This is a genomic window from Novosphingobium sp. BL-S-33 (assembly GCF_056857025.1).
The window spans coordinates 95497-120745 of record NZ_CM166475.1; the positions used below are offsets into that span (position 1 = coordinate 95497).

At 63.7% G+C, this 25249-nt stretch carries 24 protein-coding genes; 15 read left to right on the forward strand and 9 right to left on the reverse strand.

Going from position 1 to position 25249, the window contains the following annotated elements:
* Nucleotides 1-57 precede the first annotated feature (57 nt).
* Entirely contained in the window at nucleotides 58-1125 is a 1068-nt protein-coding gene (locus tag AC1VVM_RS17340) for an SDR family NAD(P)-dependent oxidoreductase (protein ID WP_482906590.1), read from the reverse strand.
* Between AC1VVM_RS17340 and AC1VVM_RS17345 the strand changes: the two genes are divergently transcribed.
* A complete protein-coding gene (locus tag AC1VVM_RS17345) occupies nucleotides 1024-1914 on the forward strand; it encodes an IclR family transcriptional regulator (protein WP_482906591.1) in 891 nt (296 codons plus the stop codon). The two genes, AC1VVM_RS17340 and AC1VVM_RS17345, sit on opposite strands and share 102 nt — an antisense overlap.
* A 25-nt stretch (nucleotides 1915-1939) precedes the next feature.
* Here AC1VVM_RS17345 and AC1VVM_RS17350 read toward each other — a convergent pair whose 3' ends face one another.
* Nucleotides 1940-3808 carry an aspartyl protease family protein gene (locus AC1VVM_RS17350; RefSeq protein ID WP_482906592.1) on the reverse strand — a complete coding sequence of 623 codons (1869 nt, stop codon included), beginning with the start codon at nucleotides 3806-3808 and terminating at the stop codon, nucleotides 1940-1942.
* Nucleotides 3809-4080: 272 nt separating this feature from the next.
* Here AC1VVM_RS17350 and AC1VVM_RS17355 point away from each other — a divergent pair, with 272 nt between their 5' ends.
* The 5 genes from AC1VVM_RS17355 to AC1VVM_RS17375 all read left to right on the forward strand — a co-directional run bounded on the left by AC1VVM_RS17355 (nucleotide 4081) and on the right by AC1VVM_RS17375 (nucleotide 7251).
* Nucleotides 4081-4530, forward strand: a complete 450-nt coding sequence (locus AC1VVM_RS17355; RefSeq protein WP_482906593.1) for a PaaI family thioesterase — start codon at nucleotides 4081-4083, stop codon at nucleotides 4528-4530.
* A 151-nt stretch (nucleotides 4531-4681) separates the two neighbouring features.
* A complete protein-coding gene (locus AC1VVM_RS17360; protein WP_132385907.1) occupies nucleotides 4682-4987 on the forward strand; it encodes a DUF6481 family protein in 306 nt (101 codons plus the stop codon).
* A gap of 74 nt (nucleotides 4988-5061) precedes the next feature.
* Nucleotides 5062-5715 carry a spermidine synthase gene (locus AC1VVM_RS17365; RefSeq protein ID WP_482906594.1) on the forward strand — a complete coding sequence of 218 codons (654 nt, stop codon included), beginning with the start codon at nucleotides 5062-5064 and terminating at the stop codon, nucleotides 5713-5715.
* Nucleotides 5712-6086 carry a reverse transcriptase-like protein gene (locus AC1VVM_RS17370; RefSeq protein ID WP_482906595.1) on the forward strand — a complete coding sequence of 125 codons (375 nt, stop codon included), beginning with the start codon at nucleotides 5712-5714 and terminating at the stop codon, nucleotides 6084-6086. The genes AC1VVM_RS17365 and AC1VVM_RS17370 overlap by 4 nt, the downstream gene beginning before the upstream one ends.
* Before the next feature lie 112 nt (nucleotides 6087-6198).
* On the forward strand, nucleotides 6199-7251 hold the full coding sequence (locus AC1VVM_RS17375) for a Gfo/Idh/MocA family protein (protein ID WP_482906596.1): 1053 nt from the start codon (nucleotides 6199-6201) through the stop codon (nucleotides 7249-7251).
* 99 nt (nucleotides 7252-7350) lie between these two features.
* On the opposite strand, the gene AC1VVM_RS17380 is transcribed toward AC1VVM_RS17375, so the two are convergent.
* On the reverse strand, nucleotides 7351-8208 hold the full coding sequence (locus AC1VVM_RS17380) for a Na+-dependent transporter (RefSeq protein WP_482906597.1): 858 nt from the start codon (nucleotides 8206-8208) through the stop codon (nucleotides 7351-7353).
* A gap of 268 nt (nucleotides 8209-8476) precedes the next feature.
* Between AC1VVM_RS17380 and AC1VVM_RS17385 the strand changes: the two genes are divergently transcribed.
* Nucleotides 8477-10021, forward strand: coding sequence for an arylsulfatase (locus AC1VVM_RS17385; protein WP_482906598.1), 1545 nt, complete (start codon nucleotides 8477-8479; stop codon nucleotides 10019-10021).
* Entirely contained in the window at nucleotides 10021-10872 is an 852-nt protein-coding gene (locus AC1VVM_RS17390; RefSeq protein ID WP_482956968.1) for an acid phosphatase, read from the forward strand. The genes AC1VVM_RS17385 and AC1VVM_RS17390 overlap by 1 nt, the downstream gene beginning before the upstream one ends.
* 13 nt (nucleotides 10873-10885) lie before the next feature.
* Here the strand turns inward: AC1VVM_RS17390 and AC1VVM_RS17395 are convergent, their stop codons facing one another.
* Nucleotides 10886-12937: a TonB-dependent receptor plug domain-containing protein gene (locus AC1VVM_RS17395; RefSeq protein WP_482956969.1), complete on the reverse strand. Its 2052-nt coding sequence runs from the start codon at nucleotides 12935-12937 to the stop codon at nucleotides 10886-10888.
* A gap of 104 nt (nucleotides 12938-13041) precedes the next feature.
* Between AC1VVM_RS17395 and AC1VVM_RS17400 the strand changes: the two genes are divergently transcribed.
* From AC1VVM_RS17400 to AC1VVM_RS17415, 4 genes are all read left to right on the forward strand, one after another.
* The gene (locus AC1VVM_RS17400) at nucleotides 13042-13599 is read left to right on the forward strand and encodes a homogentisate 1,2-dioxygenase (protein ID WP_482906601.1); all 558 of its coding nucleotides are present in this window, start codon (nucleotides 13042-13044) and stop codon (nucleotides 13597-13599) included.
* 7 nt (nucleotides 13600-13606) lie between these two features.
* Nucleotides 13607-14578 carry a cytochrome-c peroxidase gene (locus AC1VVM_RS17405; RefSeq protein ID WP_482906602.1) on the forward strand — a complete coding sequence of 324 codons (972 nt, stop codon included), beginning with the start codon at nucleotides 13607-13609 and terminating at the stop codon, nucleotides 14576-14578.
* A 70-nt stretch (nucleotides 14579-14648) separates the two neighbouring features.
* Nucleotides 14649-15875, forward strand: coding sequence for a CaiB/BaiF CoA transferase family protein (locus tag AC1VVM_RS17410; protein WP_482906603.1), 1227 nt, complete (start codon nucleotides 14649-14651; stop codon nucleotides 15873-15875).
* Nucleotides 15876-15882: 7 nt separating this feature from the next.
* Complete coding sequence (locus tag AC1VVM_RS17415) at nucleotides 15883-16539, forward strand: GntR family transcriptional regulator (RefSeq protein ID WP_482906604.1); 657 nt, start codon at nucleotides 15883-15885, stop codon at nucleotides 16537-16539.
* 204 nt (nucleotides 16540-16743) lie between these two features.
* On the opposite strand, the gene AC1VVM_RS17420 is transcribed toward AC1VVM_RS17415, so the two are convergent.
* The 4 genes from AC1VVM_RS17420 to AC1VVM_RS17435 are packed head-to-tail and all read right to left on the reverse strand — an operon-like array spanning nucleotide 16744 to nucleotide 20309.
* Complete coding sequence (locus AC1VVM_RS17420; protein WP_482906605.1) at nucleotides 16744-17556, reverse strand: ABC transporter ATP-binding protein; 813 nt, start codon at nucleotides 17554-17556, stop codon at nucleotides 16744-16746.
* Between the two features lie 10 nt (nucleotides 17557-17566).
* Nucleotides 17567-18397, reverse strand: coding sequence for an ABC transporter permease (locus AC1VVM_RS17425; RefSeq protein WP_482906606.1), 831 nt, complete (start codon nucleotides 18395-18397; stop codon nucleotides 17567-17569).
* Complete coding sequence (locus tag AC1VVM_RS17430; RefSeq protein ID WP_482906607.1) at nucleotides 18394-19383, reverse strand: ABC transporter substrate-binding protein; 990 nt, start codon at nucleotides 19381-19383, stop codon at nucleotides 18394-18396. The genes AC1VVM_RS17425 and AC1VVM_RS17430 overlap by 4 nt, the downstream gene beginning before the upstream one ends.
* Before the next feature lie 50 nt (nucleotides 19384-19433).
* Nucleotides 19434-20309, reverse strand: coding sequence for a TauD/TfdA dioxygenase family protein (locus AC1VVM_RS17435; RefSeq protein WP_482906608.1), 876 nt, complete (start codon nucleotides 20307-20309; stop codon nucleotides 19434-19436).
* A 407-nt stretch (nucleotides 20310-20716) separates the two neighbouring features.
* Between AC1VVM_RS17435 and AC1VVM_RS17440 the strand changes: the two genes are divergently transcribed.
* The 3 genes from AC1VVM_RS17440 to AC1VVM_RS17450 all read left to right on the forward strand — a co-directional run bounded on the left by AC1VVM_RS17440 (nucleotide 20717) and on the right by AC1VVM_RS17450 (nucleotide 22809).
* Nucleotides 20717-22090 carry an FAD/NAD(P)-binding protein gene (locus tag AC1VVM_RS17440; RefSeq protein WP_482906609.1) on the forward strand — a complete coding sequence of 458 codons (1374 nt, stop codon included), beginning with the start codon at nucleotides 20717-20719 and terminating at the stop codon, nucleotides 22088-22090.
* Nucleotides 22091-22211: 121 nt separating this feature from the next.
* Nucleotides 22212-22394 (forward strand): type II toxin-antitoxin system HicA family toxin, encoded by a 183-nt coding sequence (locus AC1VVM_RS17445; RefSeq protein ID WP_482906610.1) that lies wholly within the window; start codon nucleotides 22212-22214, stop codon nucleotides 22392-22394.
* A 22-nt stretch (nucleotides 22395-22416) separates the two neighbouring features.
* Entirely contained in the window at nucleotides 22417-22809 is a 393-nt protein-coding gene (locus AC1VVM_RS17450; RefSeq protein WP_482906611.1) for a type II toxin-antitoxin system HicB family antitoxin, read from the forward strand.
* Between the two features lie 123 nt (nucleotides 22810-22932).
* On the opposite strand, the gene AC1VVM_RS17455 is transcribed toward AC1VVM_RS17450, so the two are convergent.
* Nucleotides 22933-25233 (reverse strand): TonB-dependent receptor, encoded by a 2301-nt coding sequence (locus AC1VVM_RS17455; protein WP_132385922.1) that lies wholly within the window; start codon nucleotides 25231-25233, stop codon nucleotides 22933-22935.
* Nucleotides 25234-25249 lie beyond the last annotated feature (16 nt).

Here is a 25249-nt window from a genome sequence, read left to right on the forward strand (position 1 = left end):
CGCAATCCATTTTTTCCCGCAGGGCAGCGTGTCAGGTGGAATTGCGGGCGGTTGGTTCTACGCTTCGCTGGTGGCGTGGTCGAGTTCGATGCCCATCTCGGCCATCTCTCGTTCCGCCCAGAACAGGCGCCCGGTATATTCCCAAGGGTTCTCGCAGGCCGCGAAATAGACCAGCATCCGTGCAGGCAGGGCCATGGGTACCGCCACGCTGTCGTCCAGTCCGCGCTCTTTTACCCGGATCTGCACCAGTTCGGTGGAGACCAGTCCCGGATGCATGCCGATGATTGCGATGTTCCGGGCGTGGAGTTCCGGCGCCATGCAATTGCCGAAACGGTCCAGCGCCCGCTTGCTCGAATAGTAGCCCGGCACCGCGAGGCTGAATGTGCCGACGGCGTCCAGCTTCGGCGGTTCCTCGGCCCGGCGGAAAACCTCGCCGCTTCCGGTGGACAGATTGATGATGCGCCCGCCGCCGCGCTTTTCCATGATCGGCACGACCAGTTGCGTAAGCGTGAACGGCGCGTGCACATTGACGTCGAATTGGTAGAGCCACTCGGCGCGGGTCAATTCGAGGAATGGCTTGCCCCAGATATCGCCCGTGGTCGCAGCGGCATTGTTGACGAGCACGTCGACGCCGCCGAAGCGGGATACTGCAGCATCGACGAGTGCCTTCAGATCGTCTTCCCTGGCAAGGTCGGTCGCCACGGCGATGGCTTCGCCGCCCATAGCTTCGATCCGAGCGAGCGTTTCGCCGATCGTCCCCGGCAAGGCTTCGTCGACCTCCACCGTGCGGGCCGCCAATACCACCCGCGCGCCGCGTGCGGCAAACTGGAGCGCGGCTTCCTTGCCCACACCCCGGCTGGCTCCGGTAACAATCACGACCTTGCCGTGGAGATCGAGTTCGTTCTGCCTTTCCATCATCCCATCCGTTCCAATATTGGAATATATATTGTTATTTGTGGAACGATGTGATTTACGCAGGTTGGAGTCAATGCCTTTGTAACTCTCGGGACAGGAAGTTCGCCCTTGCCAGACACGTCCAATCCGACCGCTCGCGTGATCGACGTGCTGAACTTCCTCACCGCGCGGCCCACGGAAAGCTTCTCGTTGGCGGAAATCGCGCGACATCTTGGGCTCAGCAACGGATCGGCGCATCGAATCCTGACCACTTTGGCCGGGGCCGGGTTCCTCTCGCGCAATGAAAAGCAGCGAACCTATTCGCTGGGCATGGCGATGGTGGCGATCGGGCAAGCGGCGGTGGAAAAACATCGCGGGATCGACATCGCACGACGCGAGATTGCACGCCTTGCACTGGAACTGAACGTTCAGTGCAGCGCCAACACCGTGGTCGATGACGAGATTCTGGTGCTGGCCAAGGAAGGGACGCCGCAATCGCATCGCGGCCTCACGCGCGTGGGAGAGCGCCGTCCGCTCGTGCCGCCGCTTGGGCTTTGCCATGTCGCCTGGGGTGGAGATGCGGTGATCGACGCGTATCTCGACAAGGCGACCCCGCATATCAGCGAAGCGGTTCGTGCACGGCTATTGGCGGCATTTCCCGTAATCCGGCGGCGCGGCTACGCGGTTGCCGCCAACGGGCCCATTACCAGCCACGCCCGCGAGGCTACCGCGCTGCCGGCCGGTCAGAAGCGCGATGAGGCTTACTGGTCATCCGTGTTCGATCTGGTGAGCCACCTGACGCCTCGTGAAGTGCAGCTTCTCGATCTCAGTGATCTGGGCGAGGAGGGGATTGGCTATATCACCGCGCCCGTGTTTTCGCCCATGGGCACCGTTTCGCTGCAACTGGTCATCAGCGGCATTCCCCGGAATCTCAGTGTCGGAGAGATCGAGCACTACGCTGACAGGTTAGGCGCCATTGCCGCTTTCATCACGGACGAGACTCACGGCCGCAGGCCATAGCGATAGCGCTCCCGACAGCCGAAGATCAGAGGAAATCGCCCTCATCCTGATCGTCAGCATCGTCAGGCTCGAGTGACGCCCCTGATAACATCGCGGGCTTCGCTCCGGGTGCCAGCAGCCCGTAAGCGGCGTAGCGCCGCTCGATCCCTGGTCGGGATTTGCGAGCGGAGTCGATATCCGCATTTCCGCCGACGACGTCGCCGTTGGCCGCGCGTGCGAGGCCGCGAGTGAACAGGGCGGCGGCCAGATCGGGCTGCTTGTCGAGAGCCGCGCTTTCATCGGCGATGGCGGAGACATAGTCCTTGCGCCGGAACTGGATCAGCGCGCGGGTGTCCAGCATGCCGGCATTCGGCCCGGCCTTCTTGAGCGCGGTGTTGATGTCTTTCAGCGCGCTATCGAGGTCGGCATTGGCAAGGCCTCGGTTCCAGCTGCGCGCGTTGAGCAAGGCCGGGTATTTGGAGTCGCCCCGGTGAAGTTCGATGACCGGATCGATAAGCGCCAGTCCCCGATCGGGCATTCCCAATCGCTCGTACAGCAGCACCAGGCTCATTGCGTCTAGCGAGCCCTTGGGGGTGTTTGCGGCGGCCGCCTCTGTATCGGCCAGTGCCTGCGCCCTGTTTCCCTTGGCCAGCGCGATCTGTGCGCGGGTGGTGAGTAGGCGGTGGTCGTTGGGGGTAATCGCCAGTGCGGCGCCGACATCCTTCGTCGCCATATCGCGTTGTCCATTCCGCATGTAGGCCTGGGCGCGATGGGCAAGGAAGTTGGCGTTTTCCGGCGCCAGCTTGATGGCGTCCGTGAAGTCGGCGATAGCGCCAACGGCATCGCCTTTGATGAGCCGTGCGGAGCCGCGCCCGGCAAATTCGTCGGCGGTCTTTGGCTCGGCCACCGTTTCGCTTGCGCCGAGGTCTTTCCCGAGCGTTGTGCTGTGGCGTCCGATTTCCCGGTCGGTACTGGCGGAGAAGATCGGGCCGCCATTGTACGTCAGGAACATCTTGTGCTGCGGCTGCGATACCAGCACGTGGTGGGCCATCAGGAAATCGACGCCGAGCAACATGTCGTAATCTTTGTCGTCGGCAGCGTCATCAACCACACGGATCGGGCTGTTGGCGATATTCTCGCCGCCGATCGAGATGGATTTGGTGCGGACGATCCAGCTCTTGCGCTCATGCGACCCGACGCCGCTCATATTGACCGATGCCACGACCTGCGGTGCCGTGAGGTCGATCCCGGCCTGGCCCACGGCGTGGCGGCCGATGACGGAAGTCGGCGCTCCGGAGTCGAGCATGGCGCGCAGCGGATGGCCGTTCACGAACACTTCCACATAGATGTGGTGATCGTTGGGGAACCCGCCGCCTAGCAGCCGTGCCTCGCCCACCGACATGCCCGCACCCCAGTAAGCCATGCTTACTTTGCTGCAGCCAGCCTCCTTGAACAGATTGACGGCCCCTTTGGCGAGGTCGAATTCGGTATCCCAAATGCCGAGCAGGTTGGCGCCAAGAAATCCGTTGCCGCTGTCGCTGCCGCCGACGACGAATTCCATGTTGTGGAGTGTGGCACCAAGGATGCCGAAGTCGCGCACGCGTGCCAGTTCGGGGGTAAAGCTGCCGCCGATCCCGCTCACGAAAAAGCCGGCAGGCAAGGGCCCGGTCGAAAGACCCAGTTCCATTGCCTTGGCCTTGGGCATGAAATTGAAGAAGGCGCCGCTGTCGAGCCAGACACGGCTGTCCTTGCCATTGAATTTCACCGCGACGCTGGCTCGCTCACCCTCCATGACCACGGGCAATTTCGCCATCATATCGAACTTGCACTTGTCGGCATCGGCCAGTGCAGGCTCCGACAGAAGGGCAATAGCTGCCATCGAAAGCAGGGCGTAGGAGCGGAAGAGAGCCTTCATCGTTTTGTAAATGACCTGCAATTTCAAAGTGATATACGGATGTAGATGCCGGCTGCACAGAGCCGTTTCTGCATGAGCGTGGTCGGGCTCAAGCGGGTCATGCAGATATGTCTTCGCTCTGTTCATGGTTTGTTGCGGCTAAATGGGCGAATTCCCGTCAGCCAATTATATTTTTGTCATCGCTCGGTTCGCGTTTCTATGGCGCTCGCCGGCGTCGCGGAAATACTGGGAGAACGCTGGGCCCGGCGCTTTCCATGCCGTACGGTGCGCCAATGGCGACAATATCTCAGAACCCGATCTCCGACGATCGGCTCCGCTTCGATCTTGCGGGACTTGCGCTCTTTCTGGACGCGGCATTTCCGGCGGCTGCCCGGCCGGCATTCGGCGATCTGGTGTCTGTGGAACCCGGGCATGTGCGAATGCAGCTTAACCCCGGCAGTGACATGGTCCGGCCCGGCGGCATTGTTTCCGGGCCCACGCTCATGGGTCTGGTGGACGTTGCCGCCTATGCCGTTGTGCTGGCTCACGTTGGCCCGGTGGCGATGGCAGTTACGAATACGCTCAACATCACGTTCTTGCGGGCCTGCCATCTGGCGCCGATCGTTGCCGATGCGCGCGTGCTGAAATTGGGCAGGAGGCTGGCCACTCTCGACGTGAGACTGTGGCAGGAGGCCGAGCATCGACCGGTCGCGCAGGCGACTGTGGGATTCGTTTTGCCTTAAGTTTTCGCGAGCCCCAAACCGCTTCCGATATTGGCAGGTCGCTTCCGGAGACTCTTCGTGCTAGGCGCTTCAGGCACGATCACGCAGCGGATGGTTGTCGGCGCATCGCTTACGCGCGCTCGTGATCTCAGAGGAACATCAGGTACAATCAATGGCAGGATACAAGGAACCGGGCTTTCAGGATCGCGTTGCGGCTGCTTCGGCGGCACGAGCGAAAGCGCTTGCCCAGTTGAAGGCGAAGCCCGCAGTCGACCCCGCGGTGCTGGCCGAACGCGCCGAGAAGGCGCGTGAGCGCGAGGAATTGCGGGCAAAGCGCGCCGCCGAGCGGGCCGAAGCCAAGAGAATCGCCGAAGCCGCAAAGGCCGCCGCTATCGTGGTCCCGCCAACGGAGGCCGAACTCAAGGCGGCGCGTGATGCGCGTTATGCTGCACGCAAGGCACGCAAGTCATCACGGTAAAATCGGCTACGGAGCCGCCTCCGTCCCCCAAACGCATCACGATTGCCGGGCACGAACAGATAGACACTGCCGAAGTGCCCGATGGCGTGCATTTGCGTCTGGTGCAGCGGGGGGATGAGTTCACGATCCTGCTCGATCGCACCGAACTCATGAGTACTCGGGCCAGCGCCTCGGAAGAGGCGCTGGCGACGATGACGTGCGATCGGCTTGGCAATCGGCCTGCGGCCGAACTGCTGATCGGCGGCTATGGTCTGGGCTATACCTTGCGCGCGGCCCTGGCGGTGCTGGGCCCCGATGCCCATGTGACGATGGCCGAACTCGTGCCGGAAATCATTGCATGGGCACGCGGGCCGATGCAGCGCCTGACCGCAGGTTGCCTCGATGATCCGCGAGTTCTGCTTGTCAACGACGATGTCGCGATGCTGATCGATTCCGCGCGGGCAGGGTACGATGCGATTCTGCTCGATGTCGACAACGGGCCCGAGGGGATCACGCGGCTGGAGAACGATCACCTTTACACCGTTCGCGGGCTGAAGGCGGCGCGTCTGGCGCTGAAGCCGGGCGGCATCCTTGCCGTCTGGTCGGCCTCGACTTGCGCCAACTTCGTCCTGCGCCTCAAGGAAGTGGGGTTCCACGTGGCCGAAGTCGTCGTGGATGAATGCGCCCGCGAAGGGGGCGCGGATCATGTTATCTGGTTTGCCCGCAATCCCGGCGCAGCGCATTCGTGAAGATCTATTTCGACGGCGGCTGTCGTCCCAATCCCGGGCCGATCGAAACGGCGGTAGTCGCGGGAGGAAAAACCTTCCTCCGGACCGATCTGGGGGACGGCGACAGCAACGATGCGGAATGGCTCGCCGCTATCGAGGCGCTGCAAATGGCGCGCGCGCTTGGCGTCAGGGATGTGACCCTGCTTGGCGATTCGACCATGGTCGTGGACCAGATCAATGGCGCTACCCGCCGCGTTGCGCCCAGATTTGCCGCATACCTTGCCACATTTCAGACATTGGTCCGCGATTTCGATCGCGTGCGGATCCGGTATGTCCGGCGCGGACAGAACCTTGCCGGAATAGCGCTTGAGCGGGCCCACGGCCGGCTCTGAGCCGCGCTATATCCTCGCCCTATCGCGGTGGCGGCTTGTAAGATAGTATTGACTATCATAGCTTGCCCGAACGAACACGCCGAAGCGTGGATGGGGAAGGGAAAGCGTAGCTATGGGCACGGCAGATTTCGGCGTCCTGGTCGTCGGCACCGGCTTTGGCTGCCGAATCCACGTTCCGGCCCTGCGAGCAGCCGGTTTTCATATCGTCGGGCTGGTGGGCAGAAACGCCGAGCGTCTGGAGCGCAAGGCTGCATCGCTCGGCATTCCCGCATTCTTCACCGATCTTGACGAGGCGATCAGCGCAACCGGCGCAAGGATCGTGACTATCGCGACCACGCCGAGCACCCATGCGGCGCTTGCGCGAACGGCGATCGCGCGGGGCTGTCATGTGCTTTGCGAGAAGCCTTTCGCGTTCGATGCGGCGCAGGGCAAGGCCTTGCTGGAGGCCGCCGAAGGCGCCGGGATTGTCCATATGGTCTCGCACGAATTCCGCTGGCTGCCTGAGCGTGCGCTGTTCGGCCGCGCGATCTCCGAAGGCCTGATCGGGGAGCCGCGATTCCTGGTGCTGGACCAGTTCATCCCGTTCTGCGCCGATCCCGAGGCGCGATTGCCGAAGTGGTGGTTCGATGTGGAAGCCGGCGGCGGATGGCTCGGTGCGGGCGGGTCGCACCTGATCGACCAGATCCGGGCGTGGCTTGGCGATTTCCACTCGCTGAGCGCCAACCTGATGGTCGTGTCGCACCGCGAGAGCGTTGCCGAAGACAGCTATTCGATGCGCTTTCTGTTGAAGAACGGCGTCGAGGGTTCGATGCAGCAATCGGCCGGGGCCTGGGGGGCACCTGCGAGCCTGTGCCGCTGCGCGGGCTCGAAAGGCACCGTCTGGATCGAAGGCGGCAAAGTGTTCGTGGCCGACAGGAGCGGCACTCGCGAATTGCCGGTGCCTGCGGATTTGCAGCTTCCTCCTCCACCGCCTGCTGACCGGCTTTCGCACTTCGAGATGGGGCCCTTCACGCGCCTGTGCGAGGCACTGATGGCCCGGATCGCGGGGACTGAGGCGGGTTCGTCGATTGCGCCTCCGACATTTGCAGATGGGTTGGCGACGATGCAGGTGATGGACGCCATGCGCGCCTCCGCTGCTGCCGGCGGTGCCTTGCAGGTGATTTGAGAAGACAGAACTGAACCGCCGACTTCGACGCTGCCGCTCACGCGCGATCCGCTCGCGCACGTATTCGGGCAGAGATCGTGAGGCGGAGATAGGCCTTCTTCAGGCCGGTGCGGCCTTGCGCTTGAGGGCGATCTGGTAGGGAATAAGTACCACCAGGCCGACAAGGAGGAACAACAGCACGGCAGCGGTTATCGCCTTGTTGGCATGGTTGGCTCCGGCAAGGGCAAGCGCGATGCCGGGGTGACGCATTGATGCCGAGAACGCGAGCGTCGCGCGGTTCGCCGGGTCGGGACCGCCGAGCAAGTGCCCTCCGATCAGGGCCGCGCCGACCACGATCGCCATGGCCAGAATGGTCCCGTCGCCGACCAGTGCCCCGATGTCCGGCAGGAGGCTGGCCAGGATCGGCAGAAACGCGAGTATCAGCAGCAGGTTGGCGATGATCATGAGCGTGCGGGGAAGCGCCGGTGAAACCTTCCGCAAGACCAGACGGCCCAGCACCAGTCCGATTCCCAGCGGGATCACCAGCCCGACGAAGATGTTCCGGGCGACTACGCCGATCGGGAAATGGGCGTCCACTTCGTAGAACTTCGAGCCCAGCATGCCCAGTGTCGGCACGAACAGCAGCGCCAGCACTGCACCGGCCGCCTGCAGGCCGTATACGTATGTGCCGTGGCCTCCGAACTTCAGGGCCTTGCCCGGCATGAGCGGCGCGACGGGAGAAATCGCCATCAGGAAGATCCCGGCCTTCGCCGAATGGGAAATCGGGCACAGCGCGATGACGAGGACGGCGATGAGGACAGGGACAACAACGATGGCCACCACCGCTCGGCCGAGCAGCGCCGGGCGGGCGAGGACATAGGCGAAATCCCCGCGCGCGGATGCGACGCCCGCTGCGATGATCATCAAGGCAAGGCTGCCCGTCAGCATCAGCGGCAGGAGATGTTTGACGAATTCCATCGCAGGCTTCTCCAGTGGGTGCGTCATGGATGATCGGCAAATGTCCCCGGCAAATCTGAAGCACCGAAGACCGCGCATGAATGGGGGATTACCCTAGGATTTGCGGAAGGGTCTCCGGGGGTATTCCGCTGAAATGCGAGGTCTTGGGAGAATAAAATCAGGCGTGTCGAGCTTCGGTGGCACAATATCCGATGTTCAGGGAAACTACCGATAGATACGGGCCGCCGAACCTTCGACTATTGGCTGAAATACTCGAAGGGAAAGTCTGATGCCGAACGGACAGCCGAACATTCTGGTAATCTGGGGAGATGACATCGGAATCAGCAACCTGAGTTGCTATACCGATGGTCTGATGGGCTATCGAACGCCGAACATCGACCGGATTGCCAAGGAAGGCATGAAGTTCACCGACAGCTACGGCGAACAAAGCTGCACGGCCGGCCGCTCTTCCTTCATCACCGGGCAGAGCGTGCTGCGCACCGGACTGTCGAAAGTGGGTATTCCGGCCGCTCCCATCGGCATGAACGAGAAGATCGTCACTATCGCTGCGCTGCTGAAGGAGCAGGGCTATGCGACCGGGCAGTTCGGCAAGAACCACCTGGGCGATCTCAACCACATGCTGCCCACCAACCACGGTTTCGACGAGTTCTTCGGCAACCTCTATCACCTCAATGCCGAGGAAGAGCCGGAGATGGAGCACTATCCCGCGCACGAACCGGATATGCCGCACTTCAAGGAGCGTTTCGGTCCGCGCGGCGTGATTCATAGCTGGGCGACCGACGTGGACGATCCCACCGAAATGCCGCGCTGGGGCAAGGTGGGCAAGCAGAAGATCGAGGATACCGGCCCGCTCACCAAGAAGCGGATGGAGACCTGCGACGACGAGTTCGTGGCTGCGGCGCTCGCTTTCATGAAGAAGCAGGAAGCGGAGGGCAAGCCGTGGTTCGTGTGGCTCAACACCACCCACATGCACATGTTCACGCACACCAAGAAGGAAAGCCTCGGCCAGGCCGGCCGCTGGCAGTCCAATTACCACGACACCATGATCGATCATGACAAAAACGTGGGCGAAGTGCTCGACGCGCTCGACGAGATGGGCATCGCCGACGACACTTTCGTCATGTACTCGACCGATAACGGCCCGCATCGCAATTCCTGGCCAGATGGCGGCATGACGCCGTTCCGCAGCGAAAAGAACACCAACTGGGAAGGCGCTTTCCGCATTCCGCTGGTGATCCGCTGGCCGGGCAAGGTGACGCCGGGGTCGGTCTCCAACGGTATCGTTCAGCATCACGACTGGTTGCCCACGTTCCTCGAAATGGCCGGCGCGCCCGACATCGTCGAGAAAGTGAAGAACGGCTACTCTGCGATCGGCCGGACCTACAAGAACCACATCGACGGGGTGAGCCTGCTGGGCCACATCACCGGCAAGGAAGAAAAGAGCCCGCGCAACTTCTTCTTCTACATCAGCGATGACGGCGACATTCTCGCCATGCGCTACGACAACTGGAAACTGGTGTTCCTCGAACAGCGCTGCAAGGGAACGATGCAAGTCTGGGCCGAGCCCTTCACACGGCTGCGACTGCCCAAGTTGTTCAATCTGCGAACCGATCCGTACGAATTCGCCGATATCACGTCGAACACGTACTACGACTGGTTCCTGTATAACGCGTACTTCATCTACGCCGCACAGACGGGCGCCGCGATGTTTGCGGATACTTTCAAGGACTTCCCGCCGATTCAGCGTCCCAACAGCTTCACCATCGACGATGCAATCGCCAAGATGGCTGACGCTTCCGCCGGATCGAGTTGATGGGAGGAGTGCGTAGCGCCGCACTCCTGTCCTCCCTGGCCGCCGCCGCGACTTTCGTCTCGGCGGCGGCTCAGGCGCCGGACGGCCAGACTTCGGCCCGAACGCCAGCCGGATCGGTGCCGAGCATCACCGCAAAGCTGCCTCCCGGCATGCCCAAGGGCTATCTGCCGATGGACCAACTACCTGACAGTCTGGCGCTGCTGCCGCCACCGCCTGCGGCGGAATCGGCAGCCTTTGCACGCGATGAGGAAGTCAGCAAGGCGATGACACGCGCGCCGGGCTCGCCGCGTTTCGTGCAGGCGGCCAGCGATGCCGATCTCAAGCCGGCCCATGCCTTCCAGACGTTCGCCTGTGCCGCCGGGGTCACGCCCGATCCGAAGCGGACGCCGGTGCTCTACCGGCTGCTGGGCAAGTCGATGATCGATATCGGCCTGTCGACCTACAAGGCGAAGGATCACTACCAGCGCGTCCGCCCCTTTGTCGCGCATGGCAACGGCACTTGCCTTCCCGCCGATGAAGCCACCTTGCGGACCGATGGCTCCTATCCCTCGGGCCACAGCGCGCTCGGATGGGGTTGGGCCCTGATCTTCACCCAACTGGTGCCGGACCGCACGGACGCCATCCTCCAGCGAGGCTATGCTTTCGGCGAGAGCCGGCTGGTCTGCAACGCCCACTGGGCCAGCGACGTGAAGGCGGGACGGCTGATGGCGGCGGCGGCCGTCGCGCGCCTCAATGCGGACAAGGCCTTCCGCGCGGATCTCGCTGCCGCGCGGGTTGAACTCGCGTCCCGGCCATCCGCGCCGCCCGCCGCGACATGCGCGGCGGAAGCGGCGGGATTGACCATGCAGTAGTGAGGACGGCGCCTCAGTACTTGTATTGGAAGCTCAGGAAAAAGCTTCGGCCCGGCTCGGGGAAGCCATCGGTGAGCACGTAGTAGTCATCGAACAGGTTGCGCACGCCCGCGCCCACTTCCACACCCCGATAGAGCGCGTAATTGACTGTGAGATTGGCCAGCGCATAGCTGCCCGTGCGGTAGTACCGCGTGCCGGCGGTGTTCACCGTCCAGCGGTTCGAGGCAATATCCGCATTGGGCAGGACGTGCAGGCCATCGAGCGGCGACCAGTCTGCCCAGACGAAAGCCTTGTGTGTCGGCACGCCGGTTGGCTGGAAGGCGCTGTTGGTCGGATCGTCAAGGTCGCGGTGGGTGTAGGTGTAATTGCCGCCCAGGCTCAGCGTGTTGGCAACCTTTGCGGTCAAGGCGATCTCGCCGCCGTAGTAATTGCCGCTGCCAAGGTTACGGCTCTGGGTGACTGGCTGCCCTTGATAAAGGAACGGAAAAGCGACGATCACATCGTTGAGGTGCGAATAGAACAGGGCCGCTTCGGCATGGAGCGGGCCGAAATCGCGCGTGCCGCCGATCTCGTAATTGGTTGCGCGCTCGGCCTTGAGATCCGGGCTGGATACCGCGCCGCCGAAGCGTGAACTGAAGCGTTCGAAGATCGTCGGGAAGCGCGCCCGCGACGATATGCTGGCGTGGAAGCTGGTTTGCGAGTCCGGCGTCCAGTTGAGCTGCGCCTGTCCATTCAGCGCCTTGCCGTTGTGCAGCGGGTACTCGATCAGTGCGTTATTGGCGTAGTCTTCGGCCTTGGAAAGATCGCGCCAGTCGAAGCTGACGCCGGCCGTCAGCGCGAGTGTCGGGCTGAAGGCGAGCCGGTTTTCGGCGGCGATGCTGTAGGTTTCCTCGATGCTGGTCTGCTTCGGCTCGGTCGCGCCCGAGGGGAAGACCTGCTGCCATTCGACATGCTTGTCGCGCCGGTAATGCGCGGCCACGCTCAGGCGGTTGGCGGGGCTGACATCGACATCGAGCTGCGCAGAGCCGCCCCACGCGGTGTCGGCATAGTAGCTGTTGAAGGCACGCGGCTTCGTCTGAGTGGTCTCGGTCGCGTCGTCGAAGGCGCTCAGCAGGTTGTCGAAGCTATTGCGGTAGACGCGCGTCTTCAGCGTCCCATAGTCACCCAGCGCGGTGGTCGAGAGGAAGTAGATGCTGTCGATGTTCCAGTACGGCCACGACCAGTTGCGCTGGCTGGAGACCGGATCGGTTATGTGCAGGGGCGCGTTCTTCGATCCTTCCTGCCGGGTGTAGTTCAGCGAATATTCGTCGGTGACATTGGGTGTGAAGCCCACCTTGGCGTTCACGCGCCAGTCCTCGGTGCGCGAGAGGTCGCGGTGGCCGCCGTCCTCGGCGGAGCCGGGCGTCGGCTCATAGCTGCCGGGAAGGTCCCAGTGATCGGTGAAATTGCGCGTGTAGCTGGCCTGCGCGTACCACTTGTCCTGCCGGGTGCCGAGCAGGGCGAAGAGGTTGTAGCCGCTATACTCCGCCTCACGGCCAAGGTTCAGCGTGCCGCGCGCCTCGGCCTCGATCGGCTGCGTGGGGGTGCGGGTGACGAGGTTGATCGCCCCGCCCATCGCGCCCGGGCCGTCCAGCACCGAGGCGTAGCCTTTGGCGACCTGCACTTGCGAGATGTCGGCGGTGAGGAAGCGCCCATAGTCCAGCCGTCCGTCGGCGGGCAGGTAGACGCGGATGCCGTCGATCGAGAGCGGGACCTGAAAACGGTCGAACCCGCGCACGTTGATCAGGCGTTCGTTGCGGGATCCGCCGCTGTTCGACGAAGACACGCCGGGCATGAGGTTCACCGCGTCGTCCAGACTGGTGCGATTGAACAACTGCATGGCTTCGGCATCGAGCGTGGACGATGTGATCGAGGGCGCAGTCGGCGAGGGCGCCGTGACGATGATCTGGCCCAGCGTGAAGGCATCGCTGCGTTCGGTCTGGTCGGACGGCGCAGCGGACTGCGCCAGCGCAGGCGCGGCGAGCGCGCAGGAAAGAGTAACCGCAAACGCGGATGCAAGACGCATGACTGAAACCCCCATGATTTGTACTGTCGCCGCTCTGGCGATTCTCTATATCCGGCCGTATATAGTTTTTTGCGGACGCGAAAGTGCAACGAAATGAGGGACTCATGGTGACGGGACGCGGTATCGGGGTTTTATCCGGCGGTTGGGCGCTCGCTGCATTGCTGGCCTCCGGCGCGGCCGGGGCTCAGGAGATGGCGAACGTTGTTCCCGACCCGATCGCCTGTCCTTCCACCCCTGTCGCGCTGCCAGCCGAACTCTCGGCATGGAACTCGCGGACGACCCTGGTGGCAGCGGGGGACGCGCACGGTCTCTCCGCGGCGCGGCTTGAAGTGGGCAAGGCGGTCGATGGCGGTTTGCGTCCCACGCCCGAAGTCCACTTTGCGCTAAGGCCTGAAAAGCCGGGCGGATCGGTCAGTTTTGGCGGGATTTTCGCCTTCACGATTACAGAACCCGGCAAGTACCGCGTGGCGCTTGGATCGGCCGCGTGGATCGATGTGGTGAAGGGGGGCGCCGCCGTCTCTTCCATCGCGCATGGCCATGGGCCGGACTGTTCGGGCATTCGCAAGATGGTCGACTTCACGCTTGAACCCGGCGACTATCAGCTTCAGATTTCGGCCAATTCCGAATCCCGGCTGCCGCTGTTGATCGCCCGGCTACCCTGACGCTGCCATGCGTTATGCCCTGCCGGGCCTGTTGCTGATCGCCACTGCGTTTTTCGGCCTGCTCGCCGTTTCGGGATCGGGTGAGGGGCGGGAGACGGGCGCTGTGGTGCGCGCAGACAGCGCGGCCAAAGTCGAATTGGGGCGGCGGCTGTTCTACGACGCGGACCTCTCGATCAACGGGACGATGTCCTGCGGGACATGTCATGAACAGCACCACGCTTTCGCGGATGGCAATCGCATGCATCCAGGCGCGCTTGGCGATCCCGGGCGGCGAAACGTCCCCGGCCTCCAGAACCTTGCTTCGCTATCGCCGCTGACATGGGCCGATCCGCGCCAGACCAAGCTTGAAAAGCAGGCCGCCGTGCCGATACTCGGTGAGCATCCGGTGGAGATGGCGATGACCGGGCATGAGGCGGAGATACCGAAAAGACTTGGGCGCGATCCCTGCTATCGCACCATGTACCGCAAGGCCTTTCCGCGCGGAGGTGGCCGGATCGACTATGACAATACGGTCAGCGCGATCGCCGCATTCGAGCGGACGCTGGTCTCGCGCAGCAGTCCGTGGGACCGGTTCGCGGCCGGGCAGGCGGATGGCTTTTCTGCGGAAGCCCGGCGGGGATTGGCGGTATTCCAGCAGTCCTGCGCGTCCTGCCACGCCGGCAAGGACTTCACGGACGGGAAGTTTCACCGCATCGGCGCCACTGGCAGCGATGCGGGACTGGCGGAAGTCACCGCATCCCGCGACGATTTCGGCAAGTTCCGCACGCCGAGCCTGCGCAACGCGGCAGTCACCGCACCCTATTTGCACGACGGCTCCGCACCCACGCTTGCCGACGCCATCCGCGTGCACGACGGCATTTCCGTGTCGGAGCCTGATATGGACGCGCTTCTCGCATTCCTCGACAGCCTGACCGACCACGCCTTCCTGACCGACACTCGCTTCTCGCTGCCGATGGAGGCTTGCGGCAAGCCGCTCTGACGCGCCGGATATCGCCGGGCGGATGCGACGCAGCTATGATGGATAATGCATTATTGCTAGCCAGGCAGGCATGAGCAAGGGAAACAGGCCCCTTTCGGGCATGCGCGTGCTGGAACTCGGCACCATGATCGCGGCGCCGTTCGCGACGCATATTCTTTCGCAGTTGGGGGCGGAGGTCATCAAGATCGAGCCGCCCGCAGGTGATACCACGCGTTCTCTGGTGCGCGGGGGACCCTCCGGGACGATCATCGCCTATAGCCATTCGAAGAAGGCGATCTGCCTCGACCTGACTACGGAAGAGGGCAAGGAGGTGTTCCGCCGTCTTGTCGCCACGTCGCGCGTGGTGATCCATAATCTCGCGCCCTCGGCGGCGCGCAAGCTGGGGGTTACGGCGGACGATTGCATGGCCGTGAACCCGCGTCTCGTCCACGTCCATATCAAGGGTTACACCCATGGCCCGCAGGCCGAAGGGCTGATGACCAACCCGATTGCCGAGGCGGCGACCGGGGCCATGGACGACCACCGCGTGGACGACCGGCCGACGCGCTTCGGCCCGTCCTACCACGATCAGTTCGCCGGCACTTACGCGGTGATCCGCGTGCTTTCCGCACTGCTCGATCCCGATGCCGACGAGGCTGCCCGCCGGATCGAGGTGGGCCTCTACGAGACCGGCCTCCATCTGGCCGCGCGCGATCTGGCGGGCATGCAGCTCAAGACGCAGTTGCTCGGCCGCCTTGAAAAAGAGGGCGGGGGCGAGTTCTCGATGCCCGGCTACGGCGCCTATCTCACATCGGACCAGCGCTGGATCTACCTGCTTGTCCTCACCGATGCGCACTGGGCGCGATTGACCGGAGCGCTCGCCATGCCCGAGCATGATACCCCCGAATTCGCCAGGCTGCGCGACCGCAAGAAGGCCCGCGAAACCGTGGAAGAGGCCGTGCGCATAGCGGTTGCGCGGTTCACGTTCGACGAAGCCGTGGCCCGGCTCGAAGCCGCGGGCCTCGGCTTCCACGAAGTCATGCCGCTCGAACGCGTGCTCGAAGCGCCGCAGGCCCGTCAGCCGGGGAAGCTGCGCGATGTGGAATATCGCGGGCTCCAGTTCGAAGTTCCCGAATTCGCGGGCGTCGGCCCTGTCGAACCCGGCCTGCCGCCGCCGGAGATCGGCGAACATACCGAAGCGCTGCTCGCCGAACTCGGTTATTCGGGGGAGGAAGCAGCGGCGCTGTTGTCAGCGGGGGCAGCCAAGGCCTATCAACCCGGCGATTTCGCCTGGGCACCGGTGCGACAAAAGGGGTGATGCGCAAGTGACGACCAATGCGATGATGCCGTTTCGCACGAAGGAAGAGCAGGTTGCGGACTTCCTGCGCGAAGGCATCATCTCGGGCCGGATTCCCCGTGGCTCCCGCCTCAAGCAGCAGGAAATCGCCACGCTGCTCAAGACCAGCATTACCCCGGTCCGCGAGGCGCTGAAACTGCTTTCGGCCGAGGGCTACGTGATCGGTGATAGCCATCGCGGCGCCACTGTCGCGCCTTTCGACATTGAGGCTTCGAGCGAGGTCCTGAACTTGCGTATCCTGCTGGAGACCCAGCTTGTGCGCGGCGCGGTGGAGAACGTCACCGGGGCCGACATCGCCGAACTGACCGTGTTGGCCGGTGAGTTCGCCGCGGCCTTCACGGCGGGCGACAACGAAGCGGCGCGCGCGGCGAACTACCGGTTCCACCACCGCATGTTCGAGATTGCCGCGATGCCGCAGACGCTGCATTTCGTGCAGATTCTCTGGGCCCGCTATCCTTTCGACCTCATCAACCGGCTCGAAGGGCGCGTCAGTCGCGCCGCCGACGAGCATGACGATATGCTGGCCGCACTGATCGCAGGCGATACCGCCACGGCCATGCTGGCTACGCGGCAGCATATCGAAACGGGTTTTCGCGAGCTTCGCGAGTCCGTGGAGCAGGGCTAAGGTGCGCGGATGAATTCGGCGTTGGATGTCCGCTCGGATTCGATATGGCGCTAAACTTGCCGTTCCACTGCTTCGTCGCCCCCGCGATGGCGGGGGCCCCGCTGCCTTTCAACTTCTCGTTTCGCACGCAAGAAGCGGGATCCCCGCCTTCGCGGGGATGACGGCTGAGGGTTGGGATTGACCGGTTTACATTCCTTTGCCGCTTCAGGCGGGCACTGGATTTTCCTCATGCACGCCCAGTTCTGACAGCAGTTCGCTGCGCAAGGCGTCGAATTCCTGACCGCTGGCGACACGCGGACGCTCCAGCGTGATGCGCTTGTCATAGGCGATACGGCCGTTGCGCAGCACCAGCACGCGGTCGGCCAGCAGCAGCGCTTCCTCGACATCGTGGGTGACGAGCAGCGTTGCCGGTGAATGCGCTTGGCACAGCGCGCCGATCAGCCGCTGCATGCGCAGGCGGGTAAGCGCGTCGAGCGCGGCGAAGGGTTCGTCCATCAGCAGCAGGCGCGGCTTGCGCACCAGTGCGCGGGCCAGCGCCGCGCGCTGCGCCTCGCCGCCTGAAAGCGTGGCGGGCCATGCGTCGGCGCGGTGGTCAAGGCCCACTTCGGCCAGTGCCTCGGCCGCCACGTGGCGTGCCGCAGCGCGGCCGGAAAGGCCGGTCACGACGTTCTTCCAGACTTTTTTGGTCTGGATCAGCCGGGGTTCCTGGAACACCACGGTCCGTGCCTCGGGCACCCAGGCCTCGCCGCTGTCGGGGGCGTCGAGTCCGGCGAGGATGCGCAGGAGGGTGGTCTTGCCGCTGCCCGAGGCGCCGAGCAACGCGACGAACTCGCCTGGCCGGATCGACAGGTCCACCCCGTCAAGCACGGGGCGGCCGTGGAACAGGCGCGAGACGCCTTGTACGGCTACGGCTTGCGGACGCCCCTCGAAGGGGTCGATCTCGCGATTGCGGAGCACTTCCTGTACGAAAAGCGGGTGGACGGAAGCGGAAGGCTTGGAAGGTGCGGAATGCAGCATCGTCGGTCTCCTATCGCGCTGCCAGATTGGCGCGCCACGGCATGAGAAATCTTTCGAGCAGGCGAACGAAAAGGTCGGCGCCAAGGCCGAGCACGGCGTAGATGAAGATGCAGACGAGGATCACGTCGACCTGCTGGTAGACCTGTGCCGTGTTGAGCAGGTAGCCGAGCCCGGCCTGTGCATTGATCGTCTCGGCCGCGATCAGCATCAGCAGCGATACGCCGAGCGAAAAGCGCAGACCCGTGAGGATCGATGGCAGGGCCAGCGGCAATATCACCTCGCGGATCAGGCGCGGGCCCCTGAGGCCGAAAGTGCGGGAGGCCTCAACCACCTTGCGGTCGACATTGCGCACGCCCGAGTAGGTGTTGAGGTACATGGGGAACAGCGTCGCAAGGCCGATCAGCAGCAGCTTGGGCGTTTCGTCAACGCCGAACCAGACGATGAACAGCGGCACCAAAGCCAGCGGCGGAGCGGTGCGCATCATCTGCAAGGTTGCGTCGAACAGTTCCTCGCCAAGCCGCGTCAGCCCGGCGATGATGCCGAGCAGCAGCCCCAGCGATATGCCGAGCGCGGCGCCCGCCAGAGCGCGGGTGAGCGAGACGGTGATCTGGTGGGGCAGCGCCTGTTCGGTCCACAAATGCGCAAATGTTGTCGCGAGTGCGCTGGGGGAGGGCAGGGTCGTGGCACTCACCAGACCGGCGCTGGTCGTTCCTGCCCAGAGCGCGAGCACGAGCAGCGGCCCGATCGCCCGGCGGGCCAGCGAAAGGCGGTCCGGCTTGTCCTCTTTCGCGCGGATCGCCGGGCGAACGAGGGGGCCGGGATCGAAGAAGGGAGCATTCATCGTCCGTTCTCCACGGTACGGACCAACGCATCGAAGCGGTGGTCGAACAGTTTCGAGGCATCGACCCGCTGGCGGATCAGGCCGAACTTGTGGAACAGGTCGGCCTCCTGCTGGTGGCCGGCCACGATCGAGGCATCGATCGGGGTATAGCCCAGTGGCATCCGGCGCAGGATCTGCCCGGCCAGTGCGGGGGTGACGTTGTAGGCCTTGGCGGAGGCTGTCGCAGCCTTGTCGACATTCTCGCGCTGCCATTTCACCGAACGGGCGGCACGCTCGACGAAATCGGCGATGAGCGCGGCGCGCTTGGGATCGGCCAGCGCGGCCTCGGAAGCCACGAGATAGCCATATCCCGGTGTGACCGGCTGGCCGCCATAGGCCAGCACGCGCAGCTTGCCGGCCTCGATCCCTTGCGTGAGCATCGGTTCGGCGGCCGTGAAGGCATCGACGGTGCCGCTGTCCAGGATCGAAGTGCTGATGCCGGAGAGCTTGACCGAGGTGATGTCGTCAAAGTTCAGGTGCGCCTGATCGAGCAGGCGCGCGACCAGATATTGCGAGATCGTTCCGGGCGCATAACCGATCTTCTTGCCCTTGAGGTCGGCCACCGAATGGATCGGCGAATGGGCTGCCACCACCAGTGCGATGTTGGAAGTGCCCGGTTTCAGCCCTCTGCTGACCGCGACGACCCTAACCGGGCTCCCCGCTGCCTGCGCGAAGACCATCGGCGTTTCCGCCATCCAGCCAAGGTCCACCGATCCACCGGTCTCGGCGGCGACCACGGCTGGGCCGCCGAGGAAATTCGACCATTGGATCTGGTAGGACTTGGGCTGGCCCTCGCCCGCCGCGCCGATCGCCGATTGCAGCGTGTGGAGCTGGTCGGCGACGCGCAGGGTGGGCTGCTCGTCCTGCTTGGAAGAGGAGTGGCAGGCTGCCAGCAGGGCAACGGAACTCAAGGCAAGGAAACCGGAGAGGCGACGGGGATTGGTCACGGATGCGAACCCTTGCTCAGTTTTTTTGGAAGGGGCGGAGATCGGCGGGTTCAGCGGCGCGGCCGGTCGCCCTGGGCGACGATGCGGACGAGCTGACGCTGCGCCTGCCCGTAATCGGCCACGCCGTAGTGCTGGACGGAGCGGTTGTCCCAGATCGCCAGCGAGCCCGGCTGCCACTTGAACCGCACGATGTTTTCCGGCCGGTAGAACTGGTGCGTCAGGGTGCGGAGCAGTTCCTTGCTCTCGTCTTCCGGCAGGCCGACCACTTCCTTGGTGAAGCCCTCGTTGACGTAGAGCACCTTGCGGCCGTTGAAGGGGTGGGTGATGACCACGGGATGGGCCACGCCGCTATATTCGGCGAGGTAATCGGCCAGTTCCTTCTCATCGTCGATAAGCCGGTAGGCCTTGCCGTTCGGGCGGTGGATGGCATCGAGGCTATCGATCTTCTGCTTCACCTCTTCGGGGAGCGCTTCGTAGGCGGAGATGCCGCTGGAAAAGGCGGTGTCGCCGCCGAATTCCGGCGCGATCACGCTGCGCAGGATGGATACCTGATAGGGCGTTTCGAGGTACGTGGCGTCGGCGTGCCAGGGCGTGCCGTAATAGCCGTTGGAATAGGGGCCGGTGTTGAAGGGGACGATGTCCTCGTCCTTCACGCCCCGGCGTTTGGCGATGCTGTCGGCCACCGGCGGGCCGAAGATGCGGCCGATTTCGGCCTGTTTGGCATCATCGATTCCGGTGTCGCGAAAGAACAGGACCTGATGTTCCCACAAGAGACTGCGGAGCAGGTCGGCCAGTTCGTCGGTGACCGGGCCGGTAAGGTCGAGGCCCCGGATCTCTGCGCCAAGATTGGCCTCTACGCGGATGACTTCGAAATCGCCGACGGCATGGGTTTCGGCAGGGCGGGTAGCATGGGTGACGGCATTCATCGCACAATCTCCTCATCGGCTGCGGCGCGGGTGGCGTGCAGCATCGAAAATTACGGGATGGGAGTGCTGTCGTTGACGACCTGCACGGAAGGCTTCGCGGGCTTTGCGCGGAGGCCTGGGAAAGGCGGACTCGTGGTGCGCCTTACATTCTCAACCATAACGGTGGACAATGTTCTGTCAACGGGGATTCGCTTGCTCGTCAGGCTATCATTCGGGCGTCGTCGTAAGCCATGCACCGGTCGTCGCCCGCGGGCCCATGAAGCGTTGCTACAGGGCGTTATCAGGCGAGGAACTGGCATCTCGTGCCGCGTAATTTCCCGGTTTTGCGCCTTTCCCCATAATACCGGCATTATTCTCAACCAAAATGGTTGATAAATGGGCGGCTATGCGGATAGGCTGGAGGCGACATGAATCAGATGCTCCCCAAAGTCGAACCCAGCGACCTTCCCATAGCCGTAGTCGGCGCCGGGTTCAGTGGCACCCTGCTGACCATCAACCTGATCCGCCAGGGCGTGCGGGTGGTGCTGATCGAGCGCAACCAGACGCAGCTTGCCAAGGGACTCGCGTTCGGCACGCGGGGGCCGGAGCACCTGCTCAACGTGCGCGCCGCCAACATGAGCGCCTTTCCCGACGATCAGGCGAACTTCCTGCGCTGGATCGGCCAGACGGGGGAGGAACAGGCCAATCGCTTCGTGCCCCGCCTGACCTATGGCCTCTACTTACGCGAACTGCTGATCAAGGCGCTGTCCGATGCCGGGCCGAGGGCGCAGATCGTCAGCGCTGAAGCGCTGTCGGCGCGTTTCGGAGACGGACAGGTCACTGTGCAACTGGACGACGGCAGCGAGATCGAGGCCCGTTCGCTGGTTCTGGCGCTGGGCAACTTCCCGCCCGCGCCGCACTCGGCACTGGCGGCGCTGCCCGAGGATCGCTGCTTCGCCGATCCGTGGAATCCGGGGGCGGTCGCCGATGCCAAGGCGCTGGGCCATGTGCTGCTGATCGGCACGGGGCTGACGGCGGCGGACATGATCCTCTCGCTCGACAAGGCAGGGTTCAACGGGCGGATCACCGCGCTGTCGCGGCGCGGATTGAAGCCGCACGCCCACGCCGAGACGGGCCCGGCGGTCGAGAACGTCCCGGCGCCCGATGCGCGCGGTTCCGCACTGGTCCGCCAGATCCGGGAGCGTGCCAAGGCGATTGGCTGGCGCGCGGCGGTGGACGAGCAGCGGCCGCACACGCAGAACCTCTGGCGCCGTCATGATGCTGCCGCCCAGCGCCGCTTCTTGCGGCACTTGCGGCCCTATTGGGATGTCCACCGGCATCGCCTCGCGCCTGATGTGGCGAAGCGGCTGGCGGAACTGGAAGCGGAAGGACGGCTGGACTTCGTTGCCGGCAAGCTGGCCGGCTCGCAGGCGACGAATCGGGGCGTTGCGGTGGACTATCGTCCGCGCGGCGAGGACCGGCTGGAAAGGCTGGAAGTCTGCCGGGTGATCAATTGCACCGGGCCCGAGGGCGACCTGCTGCGCAGCGGGTTGCCGCTGGTGCAGGATTTGCTCGCACAGGGCCGGGTTCGGCCGGACGAGCACCGGCTGGGGCTGGATGTCGAACATCTCGGCCGCGTGCGCGATGCCGAGGGCAAGCCGCAGGATACGCTTTTCGCCGTCGGCCCGGTGACCAAGGGCGAGGCCTGGGAGATCGTGGCGGTGCCGGATATCCGGCGGCAGGTCTGGAACCTTGCGCGCTATTTGGCCGACGCCCATTGGGTGGGTGGCGAGGGCCTTTGAAGGGCTGATCGGCGTGGATTTTCACTTCGCTTGCCGCGTTTTGTGTCGCCCACCTCTAAATTGCGCAAATATGTGCGCAAAAAACTTGCTGAGCACACGGTAAGTGTGTATATATTTACGCATGGAGCGGGATAGCAAGAAGATCGTCAAGCGTCTCGAGGCGGAAGGGTGGGAACTCGTTTCGTGCAAGGGCTCGCATCACAAGTTCCGTAAGGGTGACCAAATGGTGATCGTTCCCCATCCCAAAAAAGACCTGCCGTTGGGCACGGCGCGCAGCATAGCCAAGATGGTGGGTTGGCTCTGAGGCGGCTCCGGGAGTAACAGTTATGAAGACCTTTTTTGCACTCGTCCACAAAGACGCTGACAGTGCCTTTGGCGTAACCTTTCCCGATCTTCCGGGTTGCTTTTCCGCAGCGGATCACATGGAAGACGTTTTGCCCAATGCCTGCGAAGCGCTCGAACTCTGGTTCGAAGATGCTGAAGAAGCGACTCCGCGCGATATGGCGACGATCGCTGCTGAAGTGAGCGATGATCTGGCCGCCGGTGCGTTTCTGCTCGCTGTTCCTCGTCTGACTGCTGCTGGCAAATCGGTGCGGGTGAACCTCTCCCTTGATCGCGGTATTCTCGACGCGATCGACGCAGCAGCGGCGGCTCGCAGATTGACCCGCAGTGCCTTCATCGTGGAAGCCGCCCGTAATGAAATTCAGGGTGCGCACTGAAACTGAAACGGTACATTGTCCTTCGGGGCGCAGGGAGATTGAGGCAGGCTCACCAAGATGCTTGAAGTCCAGATGACGAACTGCGGGGGATGGGCTTCCGCCCCCCCCCCGCAGCCCGCTCAATCAGAAGTCCTTGCGCAGCAGAATGCCCGCATAGCGCTTGTCGTCACGCGGCACGTAGCGGACGATCCCGGCCAGCGTGCCGTTGGCGAGGTAGTTCGAGTAGCTCTGGTTCGTGATGTTCTTCACGAAACCGCGCAGCTGCCAGTCGCCGGTCGTGCCGATCAGCGCGACGCTGGCATTCCACACATAGTAGCCCGGCTGCACCGTGCCCGGCGTTTCGGTCAACTGGTACTGCGTGCGGCTCTTCAGTGTGATGTCCGACTGCACTTCGAGGTCCAGCGCGTTCGACAGCGCGAAGCGATAGGCTGCGTTGCTGTAGAGCTTCCACTTCGGCGCGAACGGCAGGACCTGTCCGTCGATATCGCAGCTCGACGGCGCACCGGCCGGGCAGATGAAGTGGATCACCTTGGCGTCGGTATAGGCGACCGAGGTATCGAGCGAGAGGCCCGGGATCGGGTGCAGGCCGAAGTCGAACTCCACGCCCTTGGTCTGCACGGTGCCCGCGTTGATCAGGCGGGTGACTTGCGCACCGCCCACCACATCGTTGTAATTGGCCTGATAGTTGTGGAACTTGGTGGAATAGACCGCCAGCGCATAGGTGATCTGGCGATTGAGCGCCGATCCCTTGATTCCGCCTTCGAACGAGTCAGAGGTTTCCGGCTTCAGCGCGATTTCATCCAGCGGCGTGGTCGCGTTGAGCGAGCGCATGTTGAAATAGGCGTTGTAGGCCGGGCCTTTGTAGCCGCGCGAATAGGTGAAATAGGCCTGATTGTTGGTCAGGAAGTCCGCCTGGATGCCGCCGCGATAGGAATCGCCGCGTGTCGAGGTCGAATCCGCCGAGTTGTGATAGGCGCGGATGCCCGCGACATCGAGCGAGGGCGAGCCCGAATTGGTCGGGTCGTTGGTCGACGTGCGCACGTGGTAGTAGCTGAGATCGTCCCAAGTCGAACGATAGCCAGCGATGGCGCGCAGCCACGAGGTAAAGTTGATATTGGCCTCACCGAACACCGCGTAGTTATCGCCGGTGACGCCGTAATTCGCCACGCCCGTCACGGTGTTCTCGGCGCCGGAGATCAGGCGGGTGAGCGCGCGGGTGTAGACTTCATCGGTCTTGGTGTGGAGGTAGTAAGCGCCCACCACATAGTCGATGAACTTGCCCTTCGGCGACGTCAGGCGCAGTTCCTGAGAGAACTGGTGGTTGTCGACCGTGCCGAAGTCCTCACCCTCGGGGAACGTGGCGGAAAGCTGCGAGAGGGCGTCATAGTCCTGATGCTGCTCGTTCTTCCACTCACGATAGGCGGTGATCGAGGTGACGGTGTAGTCGCCGATGCCCCATTCGGCCGTCAGCGATCCGCCGTAGTTCCGGTCGCGCACATCGGTGTCGAAATTGGTGCTGACCTTGCGGTTCTCCGGGCCGGCGGTGATGCCCTGGCTGGCCAGGAACGCGGCGAGCGCCGGGGACTGCGTGACCGCGCCGGTGGGATAGGCGATCTGGCTGGTGCTGGCGTAGACGCCGCTCGGCGTGGTGTCGTGCGAGTGCAGGTAATCGCCCGCGAGCGTCAGCTTCAGCGTGTCGGTCGCCTGCGCCTGGATCTTGCCGCGCACGCCGTAACGCTCGTAGCCGTTGACCTCGTTGCCGGTGTAGACGTTGCGCACATTGCCGTCATAATTGGCATAGAGGCCGTCGATCCGGGCCGAAATGCCGGGCGCGATGCCGCCGGTGACGCCGGCCTTGATGCGATATTCCTCGTCGGTCGTCGCGGAGCCTTCGGCATAGGCGTGGAACTGCTGCGAGGGCGCGGCAGTGACGATGCTGATGACACCGGCCGAGGCGTTCTTGCCGAACAGCGTGCCCTGCGGGCCGCGCAGAACTTCGATGCGCTCCACTTCGCCCACGTCCAGCGTCGCCTGGCCCGGGCGGGTGAGCACGACGCCGTCTAGCACGGTGGAGACGGAGGATTCGACGCCCGGAGACGTGCTGATCGTGCCGACGCCGCGAATGAAGACGGTGCGGTCCTTGTTGGAGGCGCCGTTGCGGAAGTCGATCGAGGGAACGGTGTTGGAGAGGTCCTGCAGCGTGTGGATCGCGCGGTCGTTGAGCGACTGGCCGCTGACGGCGGTGATCGCGATCGGAACCTGCTGGAGCGATTCATCGCGATAACGCGCGGTAACGACGATCTCGCCCGGCTGCGGGGTGATGGCGCTTCGGTCGGCAGCCTCGTCGGCATAGGCCGCTGCCGGGAAGAGAACCGCGGATGCCAGCAGCAGAGTGCGGGCGGCGCGGAGCGGTGTCATGGTCATTCTTGTCTCCCTTGAA